This window comes from Burkholderia diffusa, assembly GCF_902499115.1.
In the GTDB taxonomy this organism is placed as follows: domain Bacteria; phylum Pseudomonadota; class Gammaproteobacteria; order Burkholderiales; family Burkholderiaceae; genus Burkholderia; species Burkholderia diffusa.
In genome coordinates this window covers 87,788-108,079 of record NZ_CABVPN010000007.1, presented here as the reverse complement: position 1 = coordinate 108,079, position 20,292 = coordinate 87,788, and the positions used below count along the sequence as shown (strand labels likewise).

General features: G+C 65.8%; 15 protein-coding genes and 1 pseudogene. 2 read left to right on the top strand and 14 right to left on the bottom strand.

Going from position 1 to position 20,292, the window contains the following annotated elements:
• Positions 1 to 25 precede the first annotated feature (25 nt).
• The 3 genes from BTE28158_RS09080 to shiA all read right to left on the bottom strand — a co-directional run bounded on the left by BTE28158_RS09080 (position 26) and on the right by shiA (position 3,883).
• Positions 26 to 796 (bottom strand): IclR family transcriptional regulator domain-containing protein, encoded by a 771-nt coding sequence (locus BTE28158_RS09080; protein ID WP_151047903.1) that lies wholly within the window; start codon positions 794 to 796, stop codon positions 26 to 28.
• 267 nt (positions 797 to 1,063) lie between these two features.
• Positions 1,064 to 2,365, bottom strand: a complete 1,302-nt coding sequence (locus tag BTE28158_RS09075) for a UDP-N-acetylglucosamine 1-carboxyvinyltransferase (protein ID WP_151047904.1) — start codon at positions 2,363 to 2,365, stop codon at positions 1,064 to 1,066.
• A 210-nt stretch (positions 2,366 to 2,575) separates the two neighbouring features.
• Positions 2,576 to 3,883, bottom strand: a complete 1,308-nt coding sequence (gene shiA / locus BTE28158_RS09070) for a shikimate transporter (RefSeq protein ID WP_124623991.1) — start codon at positions 3,881 to 3,883, stop codon at positions 2,576 to 2,578.
• A gap of 357 nt (positions 3,884 to 4,240) precedes the next feature.
• On the opposite strand from shiA, the gene BTE28158_RS09065 reads away from it, so the two are divergent.
• Positions 4,241 to 5,368, top strand: coding sequence for a 4-hydroxyphenylpyruvate dioxygenase family protein (locus BTE28158_RS09065; RefSeq protein ID WP_124623993.1), 1,128 nt, complete (start codon positions 4,241 to 4,243; stop codon positions 5,366 to 5,368).
• Positions 5,369 to 5,414: 46 nt separating this feature from the next.
• Here the strand turns inward: BTE28158_RS09065 and BTE28158_RS09060 are convergent, their stop codons facing one another.
• The 5 genes from BTE28158_RS09060 to BTE28158_RS09040 all read right to left on the bottom strand — a co-directional run bounded on the left by BTE28158_RS09060 (position 5,415) and on the right by BTE28158_RS09040 (position 10,737).
• Entirely contained in the window at positions 5,415 to 6,650 is a 1,236-nt protein-coding gene (locus tag BTE28158_RS09060; RefSeq protein WP_124623995.1) for an NADH:flavin oxidoreductase, read from the bottom strand.
• Positions 6,651 to 6,754: 104 nt separating this feature from the next.
• Positions 6,755 to 8,089: a type II toxin-antitoxin system HipA family toxin gene (locus BTE28158_RS09055; RefSeq protein ID WP_151047905.1), complete on the bottom strand. Its 1,335-nt coding sequence runs from the start codon at positions 8,087 to 8,089 to the stop codon at positions 6,755 to 6,757.
• A 2-nt stretch (positions 8,090 to 8,091) separates the two neighbouring features.
• The gene (locus tag BTE28158_RS09050) at positions 8,092 to 8,505 is read right to left on the bottom strand and encodes a helix-turn-helix domain-containing protein (RefSeq protein ID WP_151047906.1); all 414 of its coding nucleotides are present in this window, start codon (positions 8,503 to 8,505) and stop codon (positions 8,092 to 8,094) included.
• A 172-nt stretch (positions 8,506 to 8,677) separates the two neighbouring features.
• Positions 8,678 to 9,802, bottom strand: coding sequence for a bifunctional 3,4-dihydroxy-2-butanone-4-phosphate synthase/GTP cyclohydrolase II (ribBA, locus tag BTE28158_RS09045; protein WP_151047907.1), 1,125 nt, complete (start codon positions 9,800 to 9,802; stop codon positions 8,678 to 8,680).
• Positions 9,799 to 10,737 carry an alpha/beta hydrolase gene (locus tag BTE28158_RS09040; protein ID WP_151047908.1) on the bottom strand — a complete coding sequence of 313 codons (939 nt, stop codon included), beginning with the start codon at positions 10,735 to 10,737 and terminating at the stop codon, positions 9,799 to 9,801. Before BTE28158_RS09040 ends, ribBA begins: the two co-directional genes overlap by 4 nt.
• Before the next feature lie 281 nt (positions 10,738 to 11,018).
• Between BTE28158_RS09040 and BTE28158_RS09035 the strand changes: the two genes are divergently transcribed.
• Entirely contained in the window at positions 11,019 to 12,209 is a 1,191-nt protein-coding gene (locus tag BTE28158_RS09035; protein WP_151047909.1) for a helix-turn-helix transcriptional regulator, read from the top strand.
• Between the two features lie 195 nt (positions 12,210 to 12,404).
• Here the strand turns inward: BTE28158_RS09035 and BTE28158_RS09030 are convergent.
• The 6 genes and pseudogenes from BTE28158_RS09030 to BTE28158_RS09005 all read right to left on the bottom strand — a co-directional run.
• A pseudogene (locus BTE28158_RS09030) lies at positions 12,405 to 12,534 on the bottom strand (cation transporter); the annotation flags it as partial.
• 49 nt (positions 12,535 to 12,583) lie between these two features.
• A complete protein-coding gene (locus BTE28158_RS09025) occupies positions 12,584 to 13,453 on the bottom strand; it encodes a 4Fe-4S dicluster domain-containing protein (protein WP_151047910.1) in 870 nt (289 codons plus the stop codon).
• A gap of 10 nt (positions 13,454 to 13,463) precedes the next feature.
• Entirely contained in the window at positions 13,464 to 16,442 is a 2,979-nt protein-coding gene (locus BTE28158_RS09020; RefSeq protein ID WP_151047911.1) for a molybdopterin-dependent oxidoreductase, read from the bottom strand.
• A gap of 39 nt (positions 16,443 to 16,481) precedes the next feature.
• On the bottom strand, positions 16,482 to 17,219 hold the full coding sequence (locus tag BTE28158_RS09015; protein WP_151047912.1) for an OmpW/AlkL family protein: 738 nt from the start codon (positions 17,217 to 17,219) through the stop codon (positions 16,482 to 16,484).
• Positions 17,220 to 17,334: 115 nt separating this feature from the next.
• Positions 17,335 to 19,329, bottom strand: a complete 1,995-nt coding sequence (locus BTE28158_RS09010; RefSeq protein ID WP_151047913.1) for an acyl-CoA synthetase — start codon at positions 19,327 to 19,329, stop codon at positions 17,335 to 17,337.
• Positions 19,326 to 20,282: a fumarylacetoacetate hydrolase family protein gene (locus BTE28158_RS09005; RefSeq protein ID WP_151047914.1), complete on the bottom strand. Its 957-nt coding sequence runs from the start codon at positions 20,280 to 20,282 to the stop codon at positions 19,326 to 19,328. The genes BTE28158_RS09010 and BTE28158_RS09005 overlap by 4 nt, the downstream gene beginning before the upstream one ends.
• Positions 20,283 to 20,292 lie beyond the last annotated feature (10 nt).

The window sequence follows — 20,292 nt, the reverse complement described above, 5'->3', positions numbered from 1 at the left end:
GTCGTGCACCCGCTTGCATGAATCCCTAAAGCACGTTCAGCATCGCGAGCGCGGCTTCCTGCAGATGCGGCAGCACGCGCCGCACGGCCGCGTCGGTCGACTCGGCACCGATCGGCATGTTCGTGCTCAGCGCGGCGACGACTTCGCCGTGACGGTTCTTCAGCGGCACCGCGATGCCGCGCACGCCGACCTGCAGTTGCTGTTCGATGACCGCGAAGCCCGCGTCGCGCGCGTGATCGACCTGTTCGAGCAGGCGTGCCTTGTTGGTGATCGTGTGTGGCGTAAACGGTGCGAGCGCGGTGTCGTCGAGCCAAGCGCGGACGGCCTCGCGATCCGGATGATGCGCGAGCAGCACGACGCCCGGCGACGTCAGCGGGGCGGGCACGCGCGCGCCGAGCACGAAGCCGGTCGTCATCACGCGCGACACGCCGTTGCGGGCGATGAACACGAGTTCCCAGCCATCGAGCACGCTCACGTACGCCGATTCGTTCAGCGACGCGCTCAGTTGCTGCAGATACGGCTGGACCGTGCGCGGCAGGCGCGCCGAGTCGAAGTACGACCAGCCGACCCGCAGCACGCGCGGCGTGAGGCCGTACAGCTTGCCGTCGGTGTACACGTAGCCGAGCGATTCGAGCGTCAGCAGGTAGCGTCGCGCGGCCGTGCGCGTGAGACCGGTGCGGGCAGCCGCCTGGGTGGGCGTCATTCGTGCATGCTGGCTGTCGAACGCTTCGAGGATCATCAGGCCCTTTTCGAGGCCGGCAATCCAGTCGCGTCGGTCGAGGTCGGGCTTTTTCATCGTCGGTGCGCACGGGTGGGCGCGCGGTGTTCGCGCGGGAATGGGCGATTATCGCGCAGATCCAAGATCGAGCGAAAGCAATGGACCGGACGTGCGATGGGTGACGAGGTGGGGGAATGTACCGGGTGCCGACGATACGGCCGGTTGGAGCTGGTGGCGGGACCCTGATTGGTCAGGGCCGATCGGCGGATTGTCCGGGCGTCCGATGAATGCGGGGCGGACAGGATACGCGGCGCGGACATCGCCCACGCCGCATCCGGATCGACGTTACTCGCTGCTCGTCCACTCGACGTTCGCACCGACCGAACGCAGATTTTCGACGAAATGCGGGTGCGCGCGCCGGATCGGCAGCGCGTTCATGATTTCCGAGCGGCCTTCGATGCTCGCGGCCACCATCAGCAGCGCGATCGCGACGCGGATGATGTACGGGCTCTCGACGCGCGCTGGCGTCAGCTGCAGCCCGCCGAACGTGATCAGCCGGTGCGGGTCGGACAGCAGCACGTGCGCGCCGAACTTCGACAGTTCGCCGGACCAGCCGAGCGCGCCGTCGTAGACCTTGTTCCAGAACATCGCGCTGCCTTCCGCACGCACGCCGAGCGCGATGAAGATCGGCAGCAGGTCGACCGGCAGGTACGGCCAGGGCGCGGCTTCGACCTTGGTCAGGATGTTCTGCGTGAACGGCCGCCGCACGCGCAGCGGGCCGTCGCGTTCCGCGCGCGACCAGCCATCGCGGTGTGTGACGTGCACGCCGAACTTCGCGAACGTGCGGTCGATCAGCGGGAAATGCTCCGGCGACGAGTTGCGCACGGTGATGTCGCCGCCCGTGATCGCACCCAGCGCGAGGAACGTCGCGATTTCGTGGAAATCCTCGGCGAAGCGGAATTCGCCGCCGCCGAGCTTGCCGCCGCCCGTCACGCACAGGCGCGACGTGCCGATGCCTTCGATCGGGACGCCGATCATCGCGAGGAACTGGCAGAACTCCTGCACGTGCGGCTCGGAGGCCGCATTCATCAGCGTCGACGTGCCGCCTGCCGCCGTCGCGCACAGCGCGAAGTTTTCGGTGGTCGTCACCGATGCGTAGTCGAGCCAGTGATCGTTGGCCGTCAGCGGGCCGTCGGCACGGACGATCAGCGAATCGGGCGTGCGCTGGATGTGCGCGCCGAAGCGCTCGAACACTTCGACGTGCGGATCGATTTCGCGCACGCCGAGCGTGCAGCCCTTCACGTCGTTCTCGAGACGCGCGACACCGAAGCGCGCGAGCAGCGGCGGAATCAGCATGATCGACGAGCGCATCGCCTCGGGCAGGCGGTGAACGGCCGGGTCGAACGTCGTGTTGCGATGGTGGAGATCGAGAATGCCTGTCGTGAAGTCGACCGACACGTCGCTGCCGAGCGTGCGGAAGATGTCGAGGATCTTGCGCACGTCGGTGATGTCCGGCACGCCGACGAGGCGCAGCGGCTGATCGGTCAACAGGGTGGCGCACAGAATCGGCAGGACGGCGTTCTTGTTCGCGGACGGCTTGATGTCCCCGCGCAGCGGAGTGCCGCCGTGGACGATGAGATTCGACATGATATGGGGGCGTATCTGTGACTGACGTAGGCCCATATGATGCCATTGGTCGGCGGGTGGCGTGGAATGTTCAGAGGGGAAAAGGGGCTTCTGCCCGCGGGATTGACCGTGTTTGACGTTGGGCGGGGCGCGATTCCCTTGCCCGGTCGGAGATGGCCGTCGGTGCGGAAATGGCCGGCGCGGATCGCGGCCGGCCATTCGGTCATAGCCTCACTGCGCCGCCCGCATGCGCGCGGCGACCACCAGCGAGATCAGGCAGCCCACCGCGAGATAGCCCGCGACGAGGTGCCACGAACCGCCGGCCACGCTTACCAGCGCCACCGCGATGAACGGCGTGAACCCGCCGCCGACGACGCTCGCGAACTGATAGCCGACGCCTGCGCCGCTGTAGCGGTATTCGGCGCCGAACAGTTCGGTGAACAGCGGCTGCTGGACGCTCACGACCATGTCGTGCGCGGCATTCGCCAGCAGGATCGAGAAGACCACGATCCACGCGATCGAGCGCGATTCCAGCGCGACGAAGAACGGCACCGCCGACGCGAGGCCGATCACCGCGCCGATCAGGTAGATGCGGCGCAGGCCGAAGCGGTCGGCGAGCCACGCGAAGCACGGGATCGTCACGCAGCTCACCGCACCGACCAGCAGGCCGATGTTCAGGAACAGGTCGCGTGACATGCCGAGGTTCGACGTGGAATAGCTGAGCGCGAACGCGGTGACGATATACATCGTGAACAGCTCGGCGAGCCGCAGCGCGACGATCAGCAGGAACGCCTTCGGATGGCGCGTCAGTGCCTCCAGCACCGGCAGGCGGAGCTTGCGGTTGCCGTGCTCGACCTTCTCGACGAACTCCTGCGACTCGTCCATGCTCTTGCGGACCCACAGCCCGATCAGCACCAGCACGATGCTGAACACGAACGGCAGGCGCCAGGCCCAGGCCTTGAACGCGGCTTCGCCGAGGGTATGGCTCAGGATCGACACGATGCCCGTCGCGAGCACGAGCCCGACGCCGTAGCCGACCTGCACGCCGCTGCTGTAGAACGCCTTTTTTTGCTTCGGTGCGCTTTCGACGGCCATCAGCGCCGCGCCGCCCCATTCGCCGCCCACCGCGAAGCCTTGCAGCGCGCGCATCAGCACGAGCAGCACGGGCGCCCACCAGCCGATCGACGCGAAGGTCGGCAGCAGGCCGATCGCGACGGTCGACAGCCCCATCAGCATCACGGTCAGCACGAGCATCCGCTTGCGGCCGAGCCGGTCGCCGTAATGGCCGAACACGACACCGCCGAGCGGGCGGAACAGGAAGCCGACGCCGAAGGTCGCGAAAGCCGCGAGCGTGCCCATGGTCGGGCTGACCTTCGGGAAGAATTCGGAATTGAAGACGAGTGCGGCGACGATCCCGTACAGCAGGAAGTCGTACCAGTCGACGACGGCGCCGACGAAGCTGCCGATCGCGGCCTTGCGGGCCTGGCTGCGTGCGCGGGCGCCGGCAGCGGCGTCGAGGGTGGCGAAGGTTGTGGTCATGGTGGTGTCTCCTGGCACGGCGCATCGTGGAAGCGTGGCGGCGCCGCGTCCGATGCTGCATTGAAGTCGATGGGTGAACGGAGAATAGGGCGCGCGCCGCACGGCGGCAATTAGACGATCGGTCAAAATGCGCGATTATCGTTCAGTTGTGTGCGATTATCGAACGATTTTCGGGTTTGCACTAGGCGCGACACCAATATCCCGTTCAGCCAGGGTGTGCCGCCGTGAACGATCTGGTTAAAATCTGGACCATCGAAACCTCGCCCGAATCGGGCGGACGTCCGGCCGCCACATTGGCCGGGCGTGCCGCGCGCGCCGGGCGTCATCCCCATCGACCGCATGCCCCCGGAGACTGGAATGCCCGGCAATTCCCACCCCCTGTCCAGCGATACGCCGCCCGTTGCCGATCCGGCCGCCAATCCGCTCGGGATGGCCGGACTCGAATTCGTCGAGTTCGCGGCACCGGTGCCGGACGCGCTTGCGCAACGCTTCGAGCAGCTCGGGTTCAAGGCGATCGCGCGCCATGTGAGCAAGAACGTCACGCTGTACCGGCAAGGACAGATGCAGTTCCTGATCAATGCCGAGCCCGATTCGTTCGCCGCGCGCTATGCAGAGGAATACGGGATGGGCGTCTGCGCGATCGGGCTGCGCGTGGCCAGCGCGCGCCGCGCGTTCGAGCGTGCGATCGAGCTCGGCGCGTGGGCGTTCGAGGGCGAGCGGATCGGGGTCGGCGAGCTGAAGATTCCCGCGATCCAGGGGATCGGCGATTCGCACCTCTATTTCGTCGACCGCTGGCGCGGGCGGGACGGCCAGCGCGGCGGCGTCGGCGACATCTCGATCTTCGACATCGATTTCCGGCCGATCGACATCGCGACCGCGCATACCGATGTCGACTGCGTCGGCACGGGCCTGCAGCAGGTCGACCACTTCACGCAGACGGTCGGCGCGGGGCGCATGCGCGAGTGGCTCGACTTCTATCACGACCTGCTGCACTTCCGCGAAATCCACGAAATCGACGCGCACTGGCATGTGTCGGAAGAATCGCGCGTGATGGTGTCACCTTGCGGCGCGGTGCGGATTCCGGTCTACGAGGAAGGCACGCGGCGCACCGAACTGATGCACGCGTATCTGCCCGACCACCCAGGCGAAGGCGTTCAGCACGTTGCGCTGTCGACCGATGACATCCTGGCGAGCGTCGATGCGCTGCGCGCGAACGGCGTCGAATTCATCGAGCCGCCGGCGCGCTATTACGACGAAGTCGATGCGCGGCTGCCGGGGCACGGCGTCGATCTCGACGCGCTGCGCCGCCGCGCCGTGCTGGTCGATGGCGAGATTGGCAGCGATGGCGTGCCGCGCCTGTTCTTCCAGACCTTCGTCAAGCGCCGGCCCGGCGAGATCTTCTTCGAGATCGTGCAGCGGCAGGGGCACCACGGATTCGGTGAAGGGAACCTCGCGGCGCTGGCCCGCGCCCGCGACGCCGGCTGAGCGGCAGGCGCACGATCGTGACCGCGGAATCAGCCGCTGCGTAACCTCAAGCGCCCACGGCCGGCACGCGGTTCGGCGCCGGGTCGTTCGGCGGCTTGAGCACGCACGCGGTACCACCCGGCGTGTACATCGACACGACGCAGCGGTTGCATGACGTGCAGCCCGACTGCGTGAGCCGGCCGCCGTGCAGCTCGTTCACGAAGTCCGGCTCGAACACGAGCGCGCGGGCGAGCGCCACCGCGTCGAATCCTTCGCGCATCGCCAGCGCGACGTTCTCGCGGGAACGCACACCGCCGAGATACGCGAGCGGCATCCGGACGGCCGCTCGCACCTGCTTCGAATGCTCGAGGAAATACATCTCCCGAAATGCGCCCATCCTCGGCTCGGTGAGCTTCTGCAGCGTCATCGCCGCACGCACGATCGCGTTGTCGGCGTTTGCGCGCGCATCGCCGGGCAGCGGGCTGCCGAACAGCTGCCACACCGACTCGACGTTCATCCCGCCGCTCAGTACCAGCAGGTGCGCACCCTCGGCCTCGAGCCGCCGCGCGATCTCGCACGCGTCGTCGGCGGTTCCGCCGCCGCGCACGCCTTCGGTCACGCCGATCTTGCAGACCACGGCGAGATCGCGGCCGACGGCGTCGAGCACGCGGCCCAGCACCTCGACGGGAAACGCCGCGCGGCGCGCCGCATCGCCGCCGTACGCGTCGCGACGACGGTTGTACAGCGGCGACAGGAACTGGCTCAGCAGATAACCGTGTCCCATGTGGATCTCGACCGCGTCGAAGCCCGCGTCGCGCGCATGTCGCGCCGCCCGTGCGAATTCGTCGGCGATCGCGGTCATCTGGTCGCGCGTCATCGCCTGCTTCAGGAAACGGCCACTCATCACACCGACCTTGTTGAAGCCGCCGGATGCGCTCAACGGTCGTTTCGTCGACAGCGACGGCAGGAACGTGAAGCAGCCGCCATGCGTGATCTGCGCGGACGCCGCCGCGCCGTGACGATGGACCGCGTCGGTCAGCGCGCGGAATTGCCGGACCGTCGGCGCATCGAGCCGCGCCTGGTCGACGAACGTGCGGCCATCGTCGCTGACCGCGCAGTACGCGACGGTCGTCAGCGCGGCGCCGCCTGCGGCGATACGCTCATGAAACCCGACGAGCGCGCGCGACGGCACGCCGTTCGGCGTCATCCCTTCGTTGGTCGCGGATTTGATCAGGCGGTTGCGCAGCGTCAGCGGACCGATCTGCAGCGGGCTGAATGCGGTATCGAGCGTGGCGGGTTCCATATCGGGCAGGCGTCGGGAATGGGCACGGCGACCATTGTGCTGAGTCGGTGCGGGGCGGCATCGTCCACGTGGATGACCCGCCGCCGGGGCCGCGCCCGTACCGCCTACTCGGCCGTACCCAGCTTGCGTGCCTGACGACGCATCCCGTCGAAGATCGCATCGGCCACGTCCGCCGGGAAATCCGCCGGAATCCCCGACGCGACGGCGGCGATCACCGGTTCGGTGCCCGCGGCCACATCGGCCATGGCCGCGCGCACGTCGTGTTCGGTCAGACCGACGCGCGCGCCTTGCGCGATCCAGTGACGCGGCTGGATGTCGCCGATCACGTAATGGCGATTCTTCCCGCATACGGCCATCGCGAGCCGTGCGCGTCGCGGCGGCAGCTGGTTGCGTCGCGTGCCGATGATCGGGTGCGCGGACAGCACGTCGTACAGCGGCGTGCTGCGATACGTATTGCCCGGCAGATGCGCGATGCTGAAATTCTTCGCGTGGCCGTCGATGGCCGCGAGCACCCAGAACACGAGCTGCGTGACGAAGAAATTCCTGCGGTCCTGCGCGGCATCGGCGGAATTCGCGAGGATGCCCATGATCGTCGCGATGCCCGGGCCGCCGTCGGATTCGTATTTGGCGCCCGACGGCGTGCCGGTCGCCTGGCACATGTCCTCCTGCGGCAGCCGCAGGATCCACGTGCCGTCGCGGGACGGGCGGCGGTCGAAGCGCTCGACGATCAGCGCCTTCTGGTCGTCGAACCGGCCGATATCGCACGCGGCGACGGGCAGGCCGTATGCGGCGACGATCTTCGAGCACAGCCATTCGTTCTCGACCGACGTGCGCATGTCGGCCTGCATGTTTCCGACACGCCCCAGCGGCAGCTTGAAGATATGCGTGGTCGGTGTGCTGCCCGCCGGCAGCCGCCAGCGCTTGCCGTCGCGCAGCAGCGCGGTCTTTTCCTGCGCGCCGGCGATCGACAGGCGCAGCTCGCCGTCCGGCTCCGCTTGGCCGGGCAGCGGCGCGGCGGTTGCGTGGCGCAGCACGTCGGCCACGGCCGCGTCGTCGAGCACGGTGCCGTCGATCGATTCGAGGTCGATCGGGGTTTCGTCCGGCGGCAGCAACTGCAGCGCCCCGACGCAATCGCGGCCGATCGACGCGAGAAGTTCGAACGGCGTCGTCGACCCGAGCCGGTAGCGCTGCGCGATGCGGCGACGGATCGGCTGGCTGTCCGGCAGCAGGTTGTCGAAGTAATCGGCGACGATCGCGCCCTGGTGCGGCTGGTTGCCCGGCGTGAACGGCAGCGACAGCGACAGCGGACGCCCTTGCGGATCGTCGACCCATGCCGGCAGGTAGACGAGGCGCTCGATGCCGCGCCGGACTTCCCAGTATCCGACCGGGATGCCGTTCATCCACAGGTCGAGGCGGTCGTGGCGGGGACGGCGGCCCATCGTCACCAGTCCTCCCGCGTGGGGTTCCGAGACTTGCCGGGTGTCGCCGCGGCAGACCGTTTCCGCGCGGCGGCGGATGGAGCCTTCGCGGCGGCCGGCGGGCGAGCCGGCACATCCGACGAACCGGGCGAGCGGCCGCGTGCGGCCGGTGCGCGCTTGAGCGCTGGCGTGGTGTCATCGGGCACCGTTGTGTCTTCCGGGGTGCCCGGCACGAGCGTCAGGCGAACACCGAGCACGTTCAGCACCTTGAAAAGCCGTTCGATGCTGACCGCGGACGGATTGGCTTCGAGCTGCGCGTACGACTGTTGCGTCACGCCGAGGCGGGCGGCGAGCTGCGCCTGCGTGAGCCCCGCCGACTTCCGGAAGCCGACGAGGATCGGGCGCAACTGGCTCAAGGTCTGGACCGGGAATGGCATGGGCTCTCCGCGAAATGACAGGCGATCGCTTGTAATCGAAAAATACAGTCTATGGTATGTATTGTCAAAATACAAACCTGAGACTGTAATTCATAAAAACAAACGATAGCCTGTCAGACGGGCACCCGTGGGTCGGTAAAAGGGCGGGCGGTGCGCGCTCGTCAGCTCGGCATCACGCCGCCCGCACCGGGCTGGCGTGGGCGGCGCGCGCGCTTTCCGGATCGTCGTCGCCGAGCGGGATGAACGCCATGATTTCCAGGTCGTGCCCCGACAGCGCCGGCAGCCGGAACGGGCTCGACAGCACGTTCAGCCGTCGTACGCCGAGGTTACGCAGGATCTGCGATCCGATCCCCGTCACGCGGCCGTCGCGGCGTGCGTGGCCGGCGGGCGTTCGCATCGCGTCGCCGCGCATGTCGCAGTCGAGCAGCACCGCGACGCCGCAGCCGGCCGCATCGATCCGCTGCAGCGCCGCATGCAGCGGCCATGAATGCGCGGACGGTTCCGCGTCGAGCAGGTCGAGCAGCGAATGGCATTCGTGCACGCGCGTCAGCACGGGCGTCGACGGATCGGGCTCGCCTCGCACCAGCGCGAGATGCGGCGCGCCGTGCACGGTGTCGCGATACTCGATCGCGCGGAACCGGCCCCACGGCGTATGCAGCGGCCGCTCGCCGACACGTTCGACGAGCGACTCGTGCTCGCGGCGGTAGTGAATCAGGTCCGCGATCGTGCCGATCTTCAGCCCGTGATGCGCGGCGAACGTCTTCAGCTCCGGCAGCCGCGCCATCGTGCCGTCGTCGCTCATCACCTCGCAGATCACCGACGCGGGCGTGAGCCCGGCAAGCGCCGCGAGATCGCAGCCGGCCTCGGTGTGCCCGGCTCGCACCAGCACGCCGCCCGGGCGCGCGGCGATCGGAAACACGTGACCGGGCTGCACGAGATCGTCGGGGCGCGCGCCCGCGCGGACCGCCGCGCGGATCGTCCGCGCCCGATCGGCCGCGGAAATACCGGTCGTCACGCCTTCGGCCGCCTCGATGCTGACGGTGAACGCGGTGCCGAACGGCGTGCCGTTGTGGTCGGCCATCGGCGGCAGGCGCAGTTGCTCGCAGCGCTCGGCGGTCAGCGTCAGGCAGATCAGCCCGCGCCCGAAGCGCGCCATGAAGTTGATCGCGTCGGGCGTCACGTGATCGGCCGCGATCACGAGGTCGCCCTCGTTTTCGCGATCCTCTTCGTCGACGAGCAGGACCATCCGTCCAGCGCGCAGCTCGTCGACGATTTCCGGCGTGGTGGCGAGCGTCATTGCGCCTCCATCGCATCGAATGCGCGGCGCAACGCGTCGGCGCCGAAGGTCAGCACGCGATCGGCCGCGTCGACCGCGCCGAGCATGCTCGCGAAGCCGTGCAGCTGGCCCGGCCAGCGCACGAGCGAGACCGGCGTGCCGGCCTGCGCGAGACGCAGTGCATACGCTTCGGCCTCGTCGCGCAACGGATCGAATTCCGCGCTCACGATCGTGGCCGGCGCCGCGCCCGACAGGTCCGCCACCGCGAGCGGGCTCGCGAGCGGCGATGCGCGGTCGGCGCCGTCGTCGAAATACTGGCGCTTGAACCAGCGCATCGCGTCCGCCGTCAGGAAATAGCCTTCACCGAGCGATTCGTACGACGGATGCTCGGTCGCGCAATCGACGACCGGATACAGCAGCAACTGGTGCGCGATCGCGATGCCCGAGCCGCGCAGCTGCAATGCGGCGACCGCGGCCAGGTTGCCGCCGGCGCTATCGCCGGCCACGGCGATCGCACCGGCGCGCGCGCCGAGATCGCGCGCACTGTCGGCGGCCCAGCGCACGGCATCGCATGCGTCCTGCGCGGCCGCCGGGAAGCGCGCTTCGGGCGCGAGCCGGTAATCGACCGACAGCACGAGCGTGCGTGCCCGTCTGGCAAGACTGCGGCATACGTTCGCGTGCGAGTCGATACCGCACGCGACGAAGCCGCCGCCGTGGAAAAACACGGTCAGCGGCAACGGCCCGTCGGCATCGGGCCGATACAGTCGTGCGGATAACTGACGACCCGGTGCCGGGATCTGCCAGTCCTCTTCGGCGGCAATCGCGTCGCCGGGCGCGAACGCGCTGCCTCCGGCGAGGCTCGCGCGGTACGCGGGCACGGTCAGTTGATCGAAATCGATCGCGGGCGCTTGGGCGAGCGCGGCGAGCAGCGCCTGCGCCTGAGGGTCGAGCGGCATTGGAACTCCTGTCTGAATCGGATGCGGTCTGAATCAGGTAAACCCGCATCGCGGTTTTCCCTGAGCCCGCGCCGGACGCTTGTCGGCACGGCTTGACGGGCATTCCAGCGCAGCAGGCAGGGCGCCACATCATCCGATCGGACGATGGTTCGCGCGTCCGATTGGCCAAAGCTCACCATTCAGTGAATGTCCCGATGACGCCGGAATTAAGACGAGTCTTAATCATGGCGGCGCGGATGAATCGCACCGAATACAAGTTGCATGGAGGATGGAGCGTGCTGATGGAGACGAGATGGGCTCCGCAAGAGAGCCAGTCAACAAGTGAGGAGGCCGACATCGGCGTCGCGGATTTCAGCGAGCTGATGGCGCGCATCTACCAGGGACCGTTGGAAACGCCGCCGTGGGCGGGGGCGCTCGAGCTGGTTCGCCGGTTGCTGCAGGCCAACTACGTGACGCTGATCCTGCGCGCCGCTGCGAGCGACCGCCGCGCGCCGTTGTCCGTGCACGCTTCGGAATACGGCCCGGTCGTGCCGGGTGACGGCGAGGCGTCGTACAACAACTACTACTATTCGCTCGACCCGTTCGTCGGCCTGCCGGCCGATCGCGTGGTCACGGTCGACGACGTGTTCGGCGATACGGGCTGGCTGTCGAGCGAGCTGTACAAGCAGTTCCTGAAGCCGGCGGACGTGCGCTACATCCTCGGCGCGGACCTGCGCACGCCGTCGGGTGTCGAGTGCCGGTTCCGCGTGTGCCGCAACCATGCGTCGAAGCAGTTCTCCGCGCGCGACAAGGCGATCTGCGCGCTGCTGCTGCCGCACCTGAAGCGCGCGGTCGAGCTCCATTCGCGGCTCGACACGGCCGAGGTAGAGCGGTCGATCTATGCGAACGCGATCAACCGGATGCAGATCGGCACGATCACGCTCGACGAGAACGGCACGATCATCGACATGAACAGCGTCGCCGACGAGATCCTCAAGCAGAACAATGGTCTGACGATTGCGCGCGGCACGATCGAGGCGACCGATGCGCAGGAGAACCGCACGCTCAAGCGGCTGATCCGCCACGCGGTGATGGGACATCACGGCACGGCTGCGGCGACCGTCGAGGCGATGCCGATCACGCGCAGTTTCGACAAGCCGCGTCTCGGGCTGCTGGTGCGCACCGTGCTGCTGTCCGACTGGTCGGAGGACAACAAGCGCCGACCGGCCGTCACGCTGTTTCTGCGCGACCCCGACCGCAAGCCGCAGGGCGCGCAGGAAATCATCCGCAAGCTGTTCGACCTGACGCCGGCCGAGACGTCGCTCGCGCTGCTGCTGACCAACGGGCTGACGCTGGAGGAGGCCGCGGACGAATCGGGAATCAGCAAGAACACGGCGCGCACGCACCTGCGTGCGATCTTCTCGAAGACGGGCGTCACGCGCCAGGCGACGCTCGTGCGGATCCTGCTCGGGAGTGTCGTGCCGCTCGGGTAAGCGGCGGAGTCGATGCCGCCGCATCGGCAACGGATGCGTTCGCCCGGCGACACGTCGGCATCGGCCGATGCGTTGCGCGCGACACGGTGATGGCGACATCATGCAAACGAGGCTCGCACCGCGCGAGCCTCTTCTTCATTCCGTGCCGCCGATCACGAGTATCGGCGGGTCAACGGCCGGCGCGGCGGCCCGCGTTCACGACCCTCGCGTCGAGCGATACGCGCAATCGGCCAATGCCGGCCAATGCCGGCCACTGCGCACAGCCGCGCCGGATGAGCCCGATGCCGGTGCGGATCACGACTGCGCCGATCGCGAGCGCGGCGAGCAACGACGACGCGCATCGGTCCGCACGTGCGAGCCGACAGCCTTGCGGATCATGCGCACTCGACGGCCACGGCGTTTTTCGATTGACTGAGCCTGATCTCGCCCAGGTAGGTGCTGTCGCCCAATTCGCACTCGCGCCAGGCGTTGCCGAGGGCATGTCGGATCTCGACTCGGTAGCGGCCGCTCCCCCTGGCCAGGCCGTCGAACCGGAAATCGCCGAAGTCGTCCGAGACGGTTTCGGCTACTTGCCGATTACCGACATACAAGGTGACGACCGCACCGGCGACACACTCGACCACGTCCCCTGCCTGGGCACTGACGCTTCCGCCGATGAAGCACGTTTCCCAGCGCTCAAGGCCGCTGTACCACACGCGGGGCTTCGTGCTCAGGTTGGGTCGCAATACCTTGAGTCCCTCGCGCCGGGCCTTCTCGGCCATCGCCGTGTCATCGAGCTTGACCGTCTCGAAAACGTCGGTGGGGCACGACTGCTGGCAACGCGGACGCGACCATCCCTGGTCGAGCAAATGAGCATCGAAGATCCAGATCTGAGGCAGTTGCAGTTCTTCGTTCCAGACGATCGCCTTGTAGGGGCATGCCTTCACGATGTCCTTTCGGCCTCGTGCCTTGTCCGGATCGATGATGACGATGCCGTCGGCGCGCTTGCGAATGGCGCTACCGCCCACACGCATGCAGGGCGCGTCGTCGCAGTGGTTGCACATGACCGGCAGATAAGTGGTCTCGATCATGTGCGACGCACCCTGTACACGACGCAGGATGCGGATGGGGCTCTCGGCGTTGGCCGCGGCGGGCGCCGCGTAACCGGGGAAGTCATTGCCGACGTGCTCGTCCCGCGCGGCGATCACACAGTTGTGGCAGTTCTCGCAACGGCCGACTTTGATAATCAGGTTCCATTTGCTCATGTGAAATTCCTCACGCTGCGCGACCGAGCATGAATGCTTCGGCACCGCGCCATTTCTCGACCTGCACCAGGCAGGAATTCGGGCTCATGCTGCTGGTGCCGGAGGTCTGCGGGCGGTCGGGGGTAAGCATGTTCATGCAACCGCCAATCTCGACTTGCTCACCATCGATCTCGATCAACTGAAATTCCGCGCTCGCCTCGTAGGACTTCACCACGCCAGCGTTCACCAGGGGCGAGACATCGGCCGCACAGATCACGGCGCCGCGGTCGTTGTGTACTTTGACGAGATCGCGATGGGCAATGCGTCGAACGGCGGCGTCAGCCGGATTGAGCCTCAGGAGCCAGAACCGGTGCCCCGCGATCAGCGCGCGATGATCGTCGATGCCGTTCACCGCAGAATTCTTGCCGTCACAGTGGGTATGAAAACTGAAGCGGCTGTGGGTGGCGATCAATTGCAGCGGGTAGCGCCGAGCCTGGTCCGAGCGCAATCCCTCCCAGGAAGGGATATACCGGTTGAGCGGTGGTCGCTCCGGATTGTCCGCAGTGTGCCGCTTCAGCAACTCGGGCACGAACTCCAGCTTGCCGCTCGGCGTCTGCAGGCCCTTGCCGAATTTTTCCGAGAACTGTGACGGCAGCGGATGAGGTTCCGGCAGGTCCTTCTTCCTGCCTTCCGCATACCAGCGCATGTCCACGGGATGGCGCAACTCGGGCTTTTCGGGCGGCACGACGAAGTAGCCCTTGCGGCAAAATGCGCGCCACGAAATGTGATCGGGCAGATCCGACGAATCGAAGACGCGCTTGACCCAGTCGAGATCGCCACAGCCCTCGGTGAAAACGCCACCCAGGCCCAACCGGGTCAGGATAGCGGTGAAAATGTCGTAGTCGGAGCGGGACTCGCCCAAGGGTTCGATGCATTTGTGCTGCAGCGTCAGCATCCGATGGTTGACCGTGCCATACCCATGGTGGGCGTAACCACCTGAATTCGCCCATTCCCCGATGTCCCAACGCTCCAGCGACGTGCACGCGGGCAGGATGATGTCGGCGAACTGGGCTTCGCCTTCCATCCAGATCGACTGATTGACGACGAACTCGATGCTCGAGTGCCGATAGGCCTCCGTCCAGCGTCCGGAATGGGTCACGGTACTGAACGCGGATCCGCCGTAGCGATAGATCATGTGGATCGGCGAATAGCCGGGCATCGGGTAGGTGAACGGCGCAAACTGGGCTTCCTGGGACATGCCGTCCCAGAGATAGCCGGTGGCGTGACCGTTGAGAATCGCATCGGGCATCTGCTGTCGAGGCACCATCTGCTTGACGGGATTCATGGTCAGGATGTGCGGCATGCGCTGGTAGTTGTCCACCGCATTGGCGGTCCACGCCAGGTCGCCGGAAATGCCGCCGTCCGCGTAACCGGGGAAGTAAAACTGCAGATCGTGCGGGGCACCGATTTCGAGGCAGCCGAAATTCACGCCCGGCTTGCCCCAGCCCTGCATGGACATCATCATGATCATGCAGCGCGCCCATTGCGCGCCGGTCGCTCCGCGGCCCGCGCCACCGAATCCCGCGCCGGTCATCCCGACAGCGAGATGCACTTTCTTCTTTCCCCACAGGCGCGCGAGCGCACGGACGTCCTTGGCCGGCACGCCGGTCTCGCTTTCCTGCCACTCGGGCGTCTTGGGGATGCCGTCGGTTTCGCCCAGAAGGTAGGCTTTCCAGTCGTCGAAACCGGTCGTGCGCGTCGCGACGTAATCCTTGTCGTACAGGCCCTCCACGGTCCAGACGTACATGATGGCGGTCGCCAGGGCGGCATCGGTTTGCGGCCGGACCGGGATCCAGCGGCCGCCCAGCAACTGTGCGGTCGGATTGCAGTGCGGGTCGATGTGAACGAACTCGATGCCGAGTTCCTTGGCCCATAGGCGACGTGGCGTTCCCTCGAATCCTGCATAGGCCCCGTTGGTACTTTCGGGGTCGCAGGACCAGAAGACGATCATTTCGGCCTCCTTCAGACCATCCTCGATGCCGCCGTAGCCGGAAGGCACGCCGACGCGCATCGAGTTGCCGAAATGATGCATGGCGCCCCAGTACCAGCCTTCCCAGCTGTCCGGATTCGCGGCGACCCGCGTGAAGCCGATCAGGTTGGCGAAGCGCGTCAGCGCGCTGAGGTAGTAGCCCACGTTGCCCCACTGGTGGTGAGACGACATCGGGAAAGTGATGGAACCGGGGCCGTGAACGCGCTTCTGCCGGTTGATCTCCTTGGCGACGATGTCCAGGGCTTCGTCCCAGCTGATACGCACATAGCCGGACTTGCCGCGGTTCTGGGGATTGCGCTCGCCGTCCGGGTCGAAGTCGCCCCGTTTCATCGGATGAAGGATGCGCTTGTCGGAGTACACCAGCGACTTGAGGGTCAACGCGTGCGGTGCGACCAATGCTCGCCGTGGCGGGCTGAAGCGGCGTCCACGTGCCTCGATCACCCAACTCGATGCATCCGTATCGTCCAGCTCGATGGGGGTCACGCGAACGATGCGGCCATCCTTCACGTAGACGAAGAGGGGCCCGCCATTGGTGCAGGTGGTGTAGCGTCGCGTGCCGTCGCGCATGGGCGTGCCCATCGGCAGACCGACCGTGCGCATCATGCTCAGGGTTTGCATGAGCCAGACCAGCAGTTCGTCCTCGCCTTCGGTGACCACCTTGAAGTTCTTGGCGGCGTGGACGATTTCGCCCTGGTCCGGGCTGGGGGAAAGGAACTTCAGGGCGGTGGCGACATCCTTGAACGCCATGCGCACGTCGGGCCGCGGATGCTTGCCGGCGCGCGACCGAATGCGGCCATTCCTGAACTCGATGGCGCGACCGATGCTGTGATCCATGAGCCCGATCCATGCGACGAGATTGCGCTCCTCGAGGCGATCACGATAGGCGGGAAAGCGGCGCGCCGTCAGGTCCAGAACCTTGGGCAAGGCAAAGAGAATGGTCTTGAGAGCCTGTCGTTTCATCGTTCGATCCAAAGTGTTGCTTCCATGCGGGCGCGTCGGCTAGAACGTATAAGCGACGTTCAAGAAAACGCTGACGGGATTGAGTCGGAGCGTCGATGTGGAAACGATCTGTGTTCCGGTCGCAGTCTGTCCGTATAACGTGAGGTGGGTCTTCACCGGCATGTAGTTGATGGAAGTGCCGACGGACCAGTGTTTTGTCATCGCGTAACTCGCTCCCAGCTCGAATACGGGGTTCCACGATGCGCTGAGTGTCGCGCGCGCCGAGCCGCCCGGCCCAAAGCTGTCGGAGATGAATTGGCTATTGGTTGCCCGAACCTGAGTGAACCACGTGTAGTTCACGCCAAGTCCCGCATAGGGACGGAATTTCGAAGCAGCGGAAAACAGGTGATATCGAAGTTCGATGGCGGGCGGCATCGGCCGTGTGGTGCCGAGGGTGCCATACTTGTGCAACGTCCCGTCACCGATCAGATTCACTTTCAGAGGCAGTCCAAGCAGCATGGCGACACCGATGTTGTCGGTGACGTAGTACTCGGTGGTGATTCCCATCGTATCGGTCGAGCTGGCGTGCGCTCCGGTACCGGCCATTTGCTGATCCACCGGCACGCCGCCAACACTTTGCACGGTCAGCGGCGTTGCGTTGCCCTGTGGCGATATGTGCAGCCATCCCACCGATGTGGTGATGCTTCCGGCCGTCTGTGCATCCGCATTGTCGACAAGTGCAGCCGTGCAGATACAAACCGCCACGCCTGCGAAACGCGTCATTCGCGTCAAATTCATCGTGTGTCTCCTCTGTCTCGATCCGGTTCATGAATAACAACTAATTTGGATACCTTATTGATAATGACGAGCCGCTTTCCGAGTTTGTGTTATCGCGGCTAGTCGTGCGCCTCCGTCACCGCAGATCTGTCGCTGTCGATCCAGGCGACCGTACCGGCCTCGCGGCGATCGAAATCGAGAACGCAAACGGAAACCGGCCCAGCACCAGGCGTGCTGCAGTCTCGTGCACTGGATCGCTCAGTTCGACCACGACCGACATTCCGCCGGAATCGTTGGTTGCGACGTCGACTGATGCGCCGGGGGCGCCGCCTTGGTCCAATGCGGCACGTATCGCGTCACCCGTCTCGCGGCGTTTGAGTTCCGGTTTGAATATCTTGCCGACGCCTGTGAGCGGGATCGCTTCGACGATTCGGACGTGCTTGGGCAGGGCGGCGCGTTCGGTGATCTCCTGCTGCATGAACATGTCCAGATCGTGCTCGGTGGCGGTCATGCCCGGCTTGAGCTGAACGTACGCGACCGGCAATTCACCTGCATATGCGTCGGGGCGCCCGATTGCCGCGGCGATCTGGACCGCCGGGTGCCGATGCAGCGGTTCCTCGATTGTCGCCGGGTCGATATTGTGTCCGCCGCGGATGATCAAATCCTTCTTGCGGCCGGTCAGCCAGAAGTAACCGTCGACGTCGCATCGGCCGAGGTCGCCGGTGTTGAGCCAGCGCTTGCCGTCGCCGAGATCGAGCCAGAGGGCCTTGTTCTGGTCGGCATGCGTGTAGCCGGTGAAAACGTTCGGGCCGGAGATGACCAGCAGCCCCTCTTCGTTAGCCGCGCAATCGCGCAGATACCGTCCGGCTTCGTCCACGACGACGGCTTTCATCGCCTGGAAGGGGATGCGAAGCCCGATCGATCCAAGCCTGCGCTCGCCGGTCGTCGGGTTGACGCTGCTCACGCACGTTCCCTCGGTCAGGCCGTAACCTTCGAGAATCCGGATGCCCGTCTTTTCCTGGAAGGCCTTGAAGACCCCGACCGGCATCGGCGCGGCACCGCACAGGCCGTATTCGAGCGAGTCGATAACATGATCGCCGACCGGAATGTCGAGCAGCGAAGCATAAAGTGTCGGGACGCCACTGAAGAAATTGATGCGATGATGTTCGACGATTTCCCAGAAACGTTTGACGACACCGTTACCTCGGTAGCCCTGCGGTGTGCCGAGCACGACATGGGCGCCGCGCGAAAACGGCAGAAGGCCGGTCACCATCGCGGCATTGACGTGAAAGAGCGGCAAGCCGCAAAAAGTCGTTTTGCCGGGGCCGATACTGTTGCCGAAGAATCGCCCGGCGCTCCACGCATTCGCCACTTCGTTGCCGTGACTGCGCATCGCGATTTTCGGCAACCCGGTGGTTCCACCGGTACAGAAGTAAGAGGACATGTCCCCGGGTTGAATGCGGCGTGCATTGTCGAGCGCTGTACCGGATTCCCGTGAGATCGCCGCACCGAAGTCGTGGATCTGGATGTGCGCAGGCACCGTCTCGCGCAAGGCGCCAGCGCCGTAAGGCTGCGCACACGCGTCATGCTGGAGCGTCCGGTCCGCCGACCGTGCCGTGCCCCGCACGCGATCGGCCAGATTGACGAGCACGAGATGCCGAAGCGGCTCGACCCGGGGAAGGATCTCCGCGACTTTTTGCCAGAGATCGGTCCCGGGAAATGGCGCGAGCGTCACAAGCACGCTGGCACCGGCCGCGTTGAGCAGATTGCCTATCGCTTCGCCTTCCAGCAGCGGATTGATCGCGCATACGATGCCGGTCGCCTGCCCGCCCCAGATCACGAAATGCGTTTCGGGAAGATTGGGCAGCACGTAAGCGATCACGGAATTCGAATTCACGCCGAGGCGCGCGAACGTGTTCGCCGTGCGCGTGATGTCCCGGACCAGCTCGCGATAGGTCCAGCATTCGGCGTCGCGGTGCGCGTCGGCGGTCATGAAAAAGGAGAGGGCAGGGGCGGACGGATCGATGGCCGCACCGGCGCAGATCATCTCGTACGTGCTGGTCGGAAGGTCCGGCGGAAGGGCCATTGCTTCAATCGCAAGCACGTCGTCCCGGGTCGCGATGCCGTTCATGCTGCTTCGTCCACGATTTCGTTACGTTGCACGCCCAGATCGATCGTTCCGTCGCGGCTCGCGATCCGGGCTTCGACGATGTCTCCTGCCTTCAGATACTGCGCTCGCCCCGCCTGCACCTTCATGAACATCTTCCATTTGACGGATTCGGGAAAGAGCGCGACCGCTCGCTGCTTGAGCGGCGACGGGATGCTCAGTGCGCAGCCCGCCGGCGTGCCGGTCGCGAGCAGATCGCCGGCGCGAAGGTCGTGCACGCCCGACAACTCGGTCAAGGTTTCCGCCGGACCATAGACGAGGTTCGACGTCGAGTCCTGCTGACGCACCGCGCCGTTGACGGTCAGCGTCAGGTCGAGCGCTTTCAGCTTCGGGAAGTCACGCCGCTCGAGCAGGCACAGATAGGGGCCGACCGGGCCAAAGGTCCGGAAGCTCTTGCCCTTGTAGAACTGCATCTGCGGGATCTGGACATCGCGCGCGGAATAGTCGTTGACGATCACGGTGCCGGCAACATACTCGTGCAGGTTCGTGTCCGTGATCTGCCGGTGAGACGTGATGTTGCGTTTGAGGATGAGGCCGAGCTCGATTTCGTAGTCGAGAAACCTGACGTGCCGCGGTTTCACGACCTGGGAGTCGGCCGCGACGATGCAACTCGTCGCCTTCGTGAAGATCATGTTGAACTTCTTCACGTCCGGATCCATGCCCGATTCGATCATGTGTTGGCGATAATTCGCGCCCTGGCAAACGAATTGCTGGTTGGCTGTTACAGGGGGCAGCCACTCCACATCTGTCTCCGGAATCGTCGGCCCGTCGAGCGCGACGAGCCGCTCAACCGGATTCGCCGCGAGAAAGCTCGCGGTTGTTTCGAAGTCGCCGGGAATCGGCGTGACGGCGCCGTTGGCGACCACACCCCATTGGGCGCGGCCGTTGTGCCGGAAGTGCAGGACATGCAGTGACATGAATGTGTCT

Bases quoted from the DNA above. Each gene is read 5' to 3' on its own strand.
- BTE28158_RS09050 (WP_151047906.1), bottom strand. From the start codon at position 8,505: ATGCCATTCCCGGTCCAGACCTTGAGCCAGTTGCGCCCGATCCTCGTC.
- BTE28158_RS09025 (WP_151047910.1), bottom strand. From the start codon at position 13,453: ATGAGCAAATGGAACCTGATTATCAAAGTCGGCCGTTGCGAGAACTGC.
- BTE28158_RS09015 (WP_151047912.1), bottom strand. From the start codon at position 17,219: ATGAATTTGACGCGAATGACGCGTTTCGCAGGCGTGGCGGTTTGTATC.
- BTE28158_RS09040 (WP_151047908.1), bottom strand. From the start codon at position 10,737: ATGCCGCTCGACCCTCAGGCGCAGGCGCTGCTCGCCGCGCTCGCCCAA.
- BTE28158_RS09005 (WP_151047914.1), bottom strand. From the start codon at position 20,282: ATGTCACTGCATGTCCTGCACTTCCGGCACAACGGCCGCGCCCAATGG.
- BTE28158_RS09020 (WP_151047911.1), bottom strand. From the start codon at position 16,442: ATGAAACGACAGGCTCTCAAGACCATTCTCTTTGCCTTGCCCAAGGTT.
- BTE28158_RS09010 (WP_151047913.1), bottom strand. From the start codon at position 19,329: ATGAACGGCATCGCGACCCGGGACGACGTGCTTGCGATTGAAGCAATG.
- BTE28158_RS09035 (WP_151047909.1), top strand. From the start codon at position 11,019: ATGGAGACGAGATGGGCTCCGCAAGAGAGCCAGTCAACAAGTGAGGAG.
- ribBA (WP_151047907.1), bottom strand. From the start codon at position 9,802: ATGACGCTCGCCACCACGCCGGAAATCGTCGACGAGCTGCGCGCTGGA.
- BTE28158_RS09080 (WP_151047903.1), bottom strand. From the start codon at position 796: ATGAAAAAGCCCGACCTCGACCGACGCGACTGGATTGCCGGCCTCGAA.
- shiA (WP_124623991.1), bottom strand. From the start codon at position 3,883: ATGACCACAACCTTCGCCACCCTCGACGCCGCTGCCGGCGCCCGCGCA.
- BTE28158_RS09060 (WP_124623995.1), bottom strand. From the start codon at position 6,650: ATGGAACCCGCCACGCTCGATACCGCATTCAGCCCGCTGCAGATCGGT.
- BTE28158_RS09075 (WP_151047904.1), bottom strand. From the start codon at position 2,365: ATGTCGAATCTCATCGTCCACGGCGGCACTCCGCTGCGCGGGGACATC.
- BTE28158_RS09055 (WP_151047905.1), bottom strand. From the start codon at position 8,089: ATGGGCCGCCGTCCCCGCCACGACCGCCTCGACCTGTGGATGAACGGC.
- BTE28158_RS09065 (WP_124623993.1), top strand. From the start codon at position 4,241: ATGCCCGGCAATTCCCACCCCCTGTCCAGCGATACGCCGCCCGTTGCC.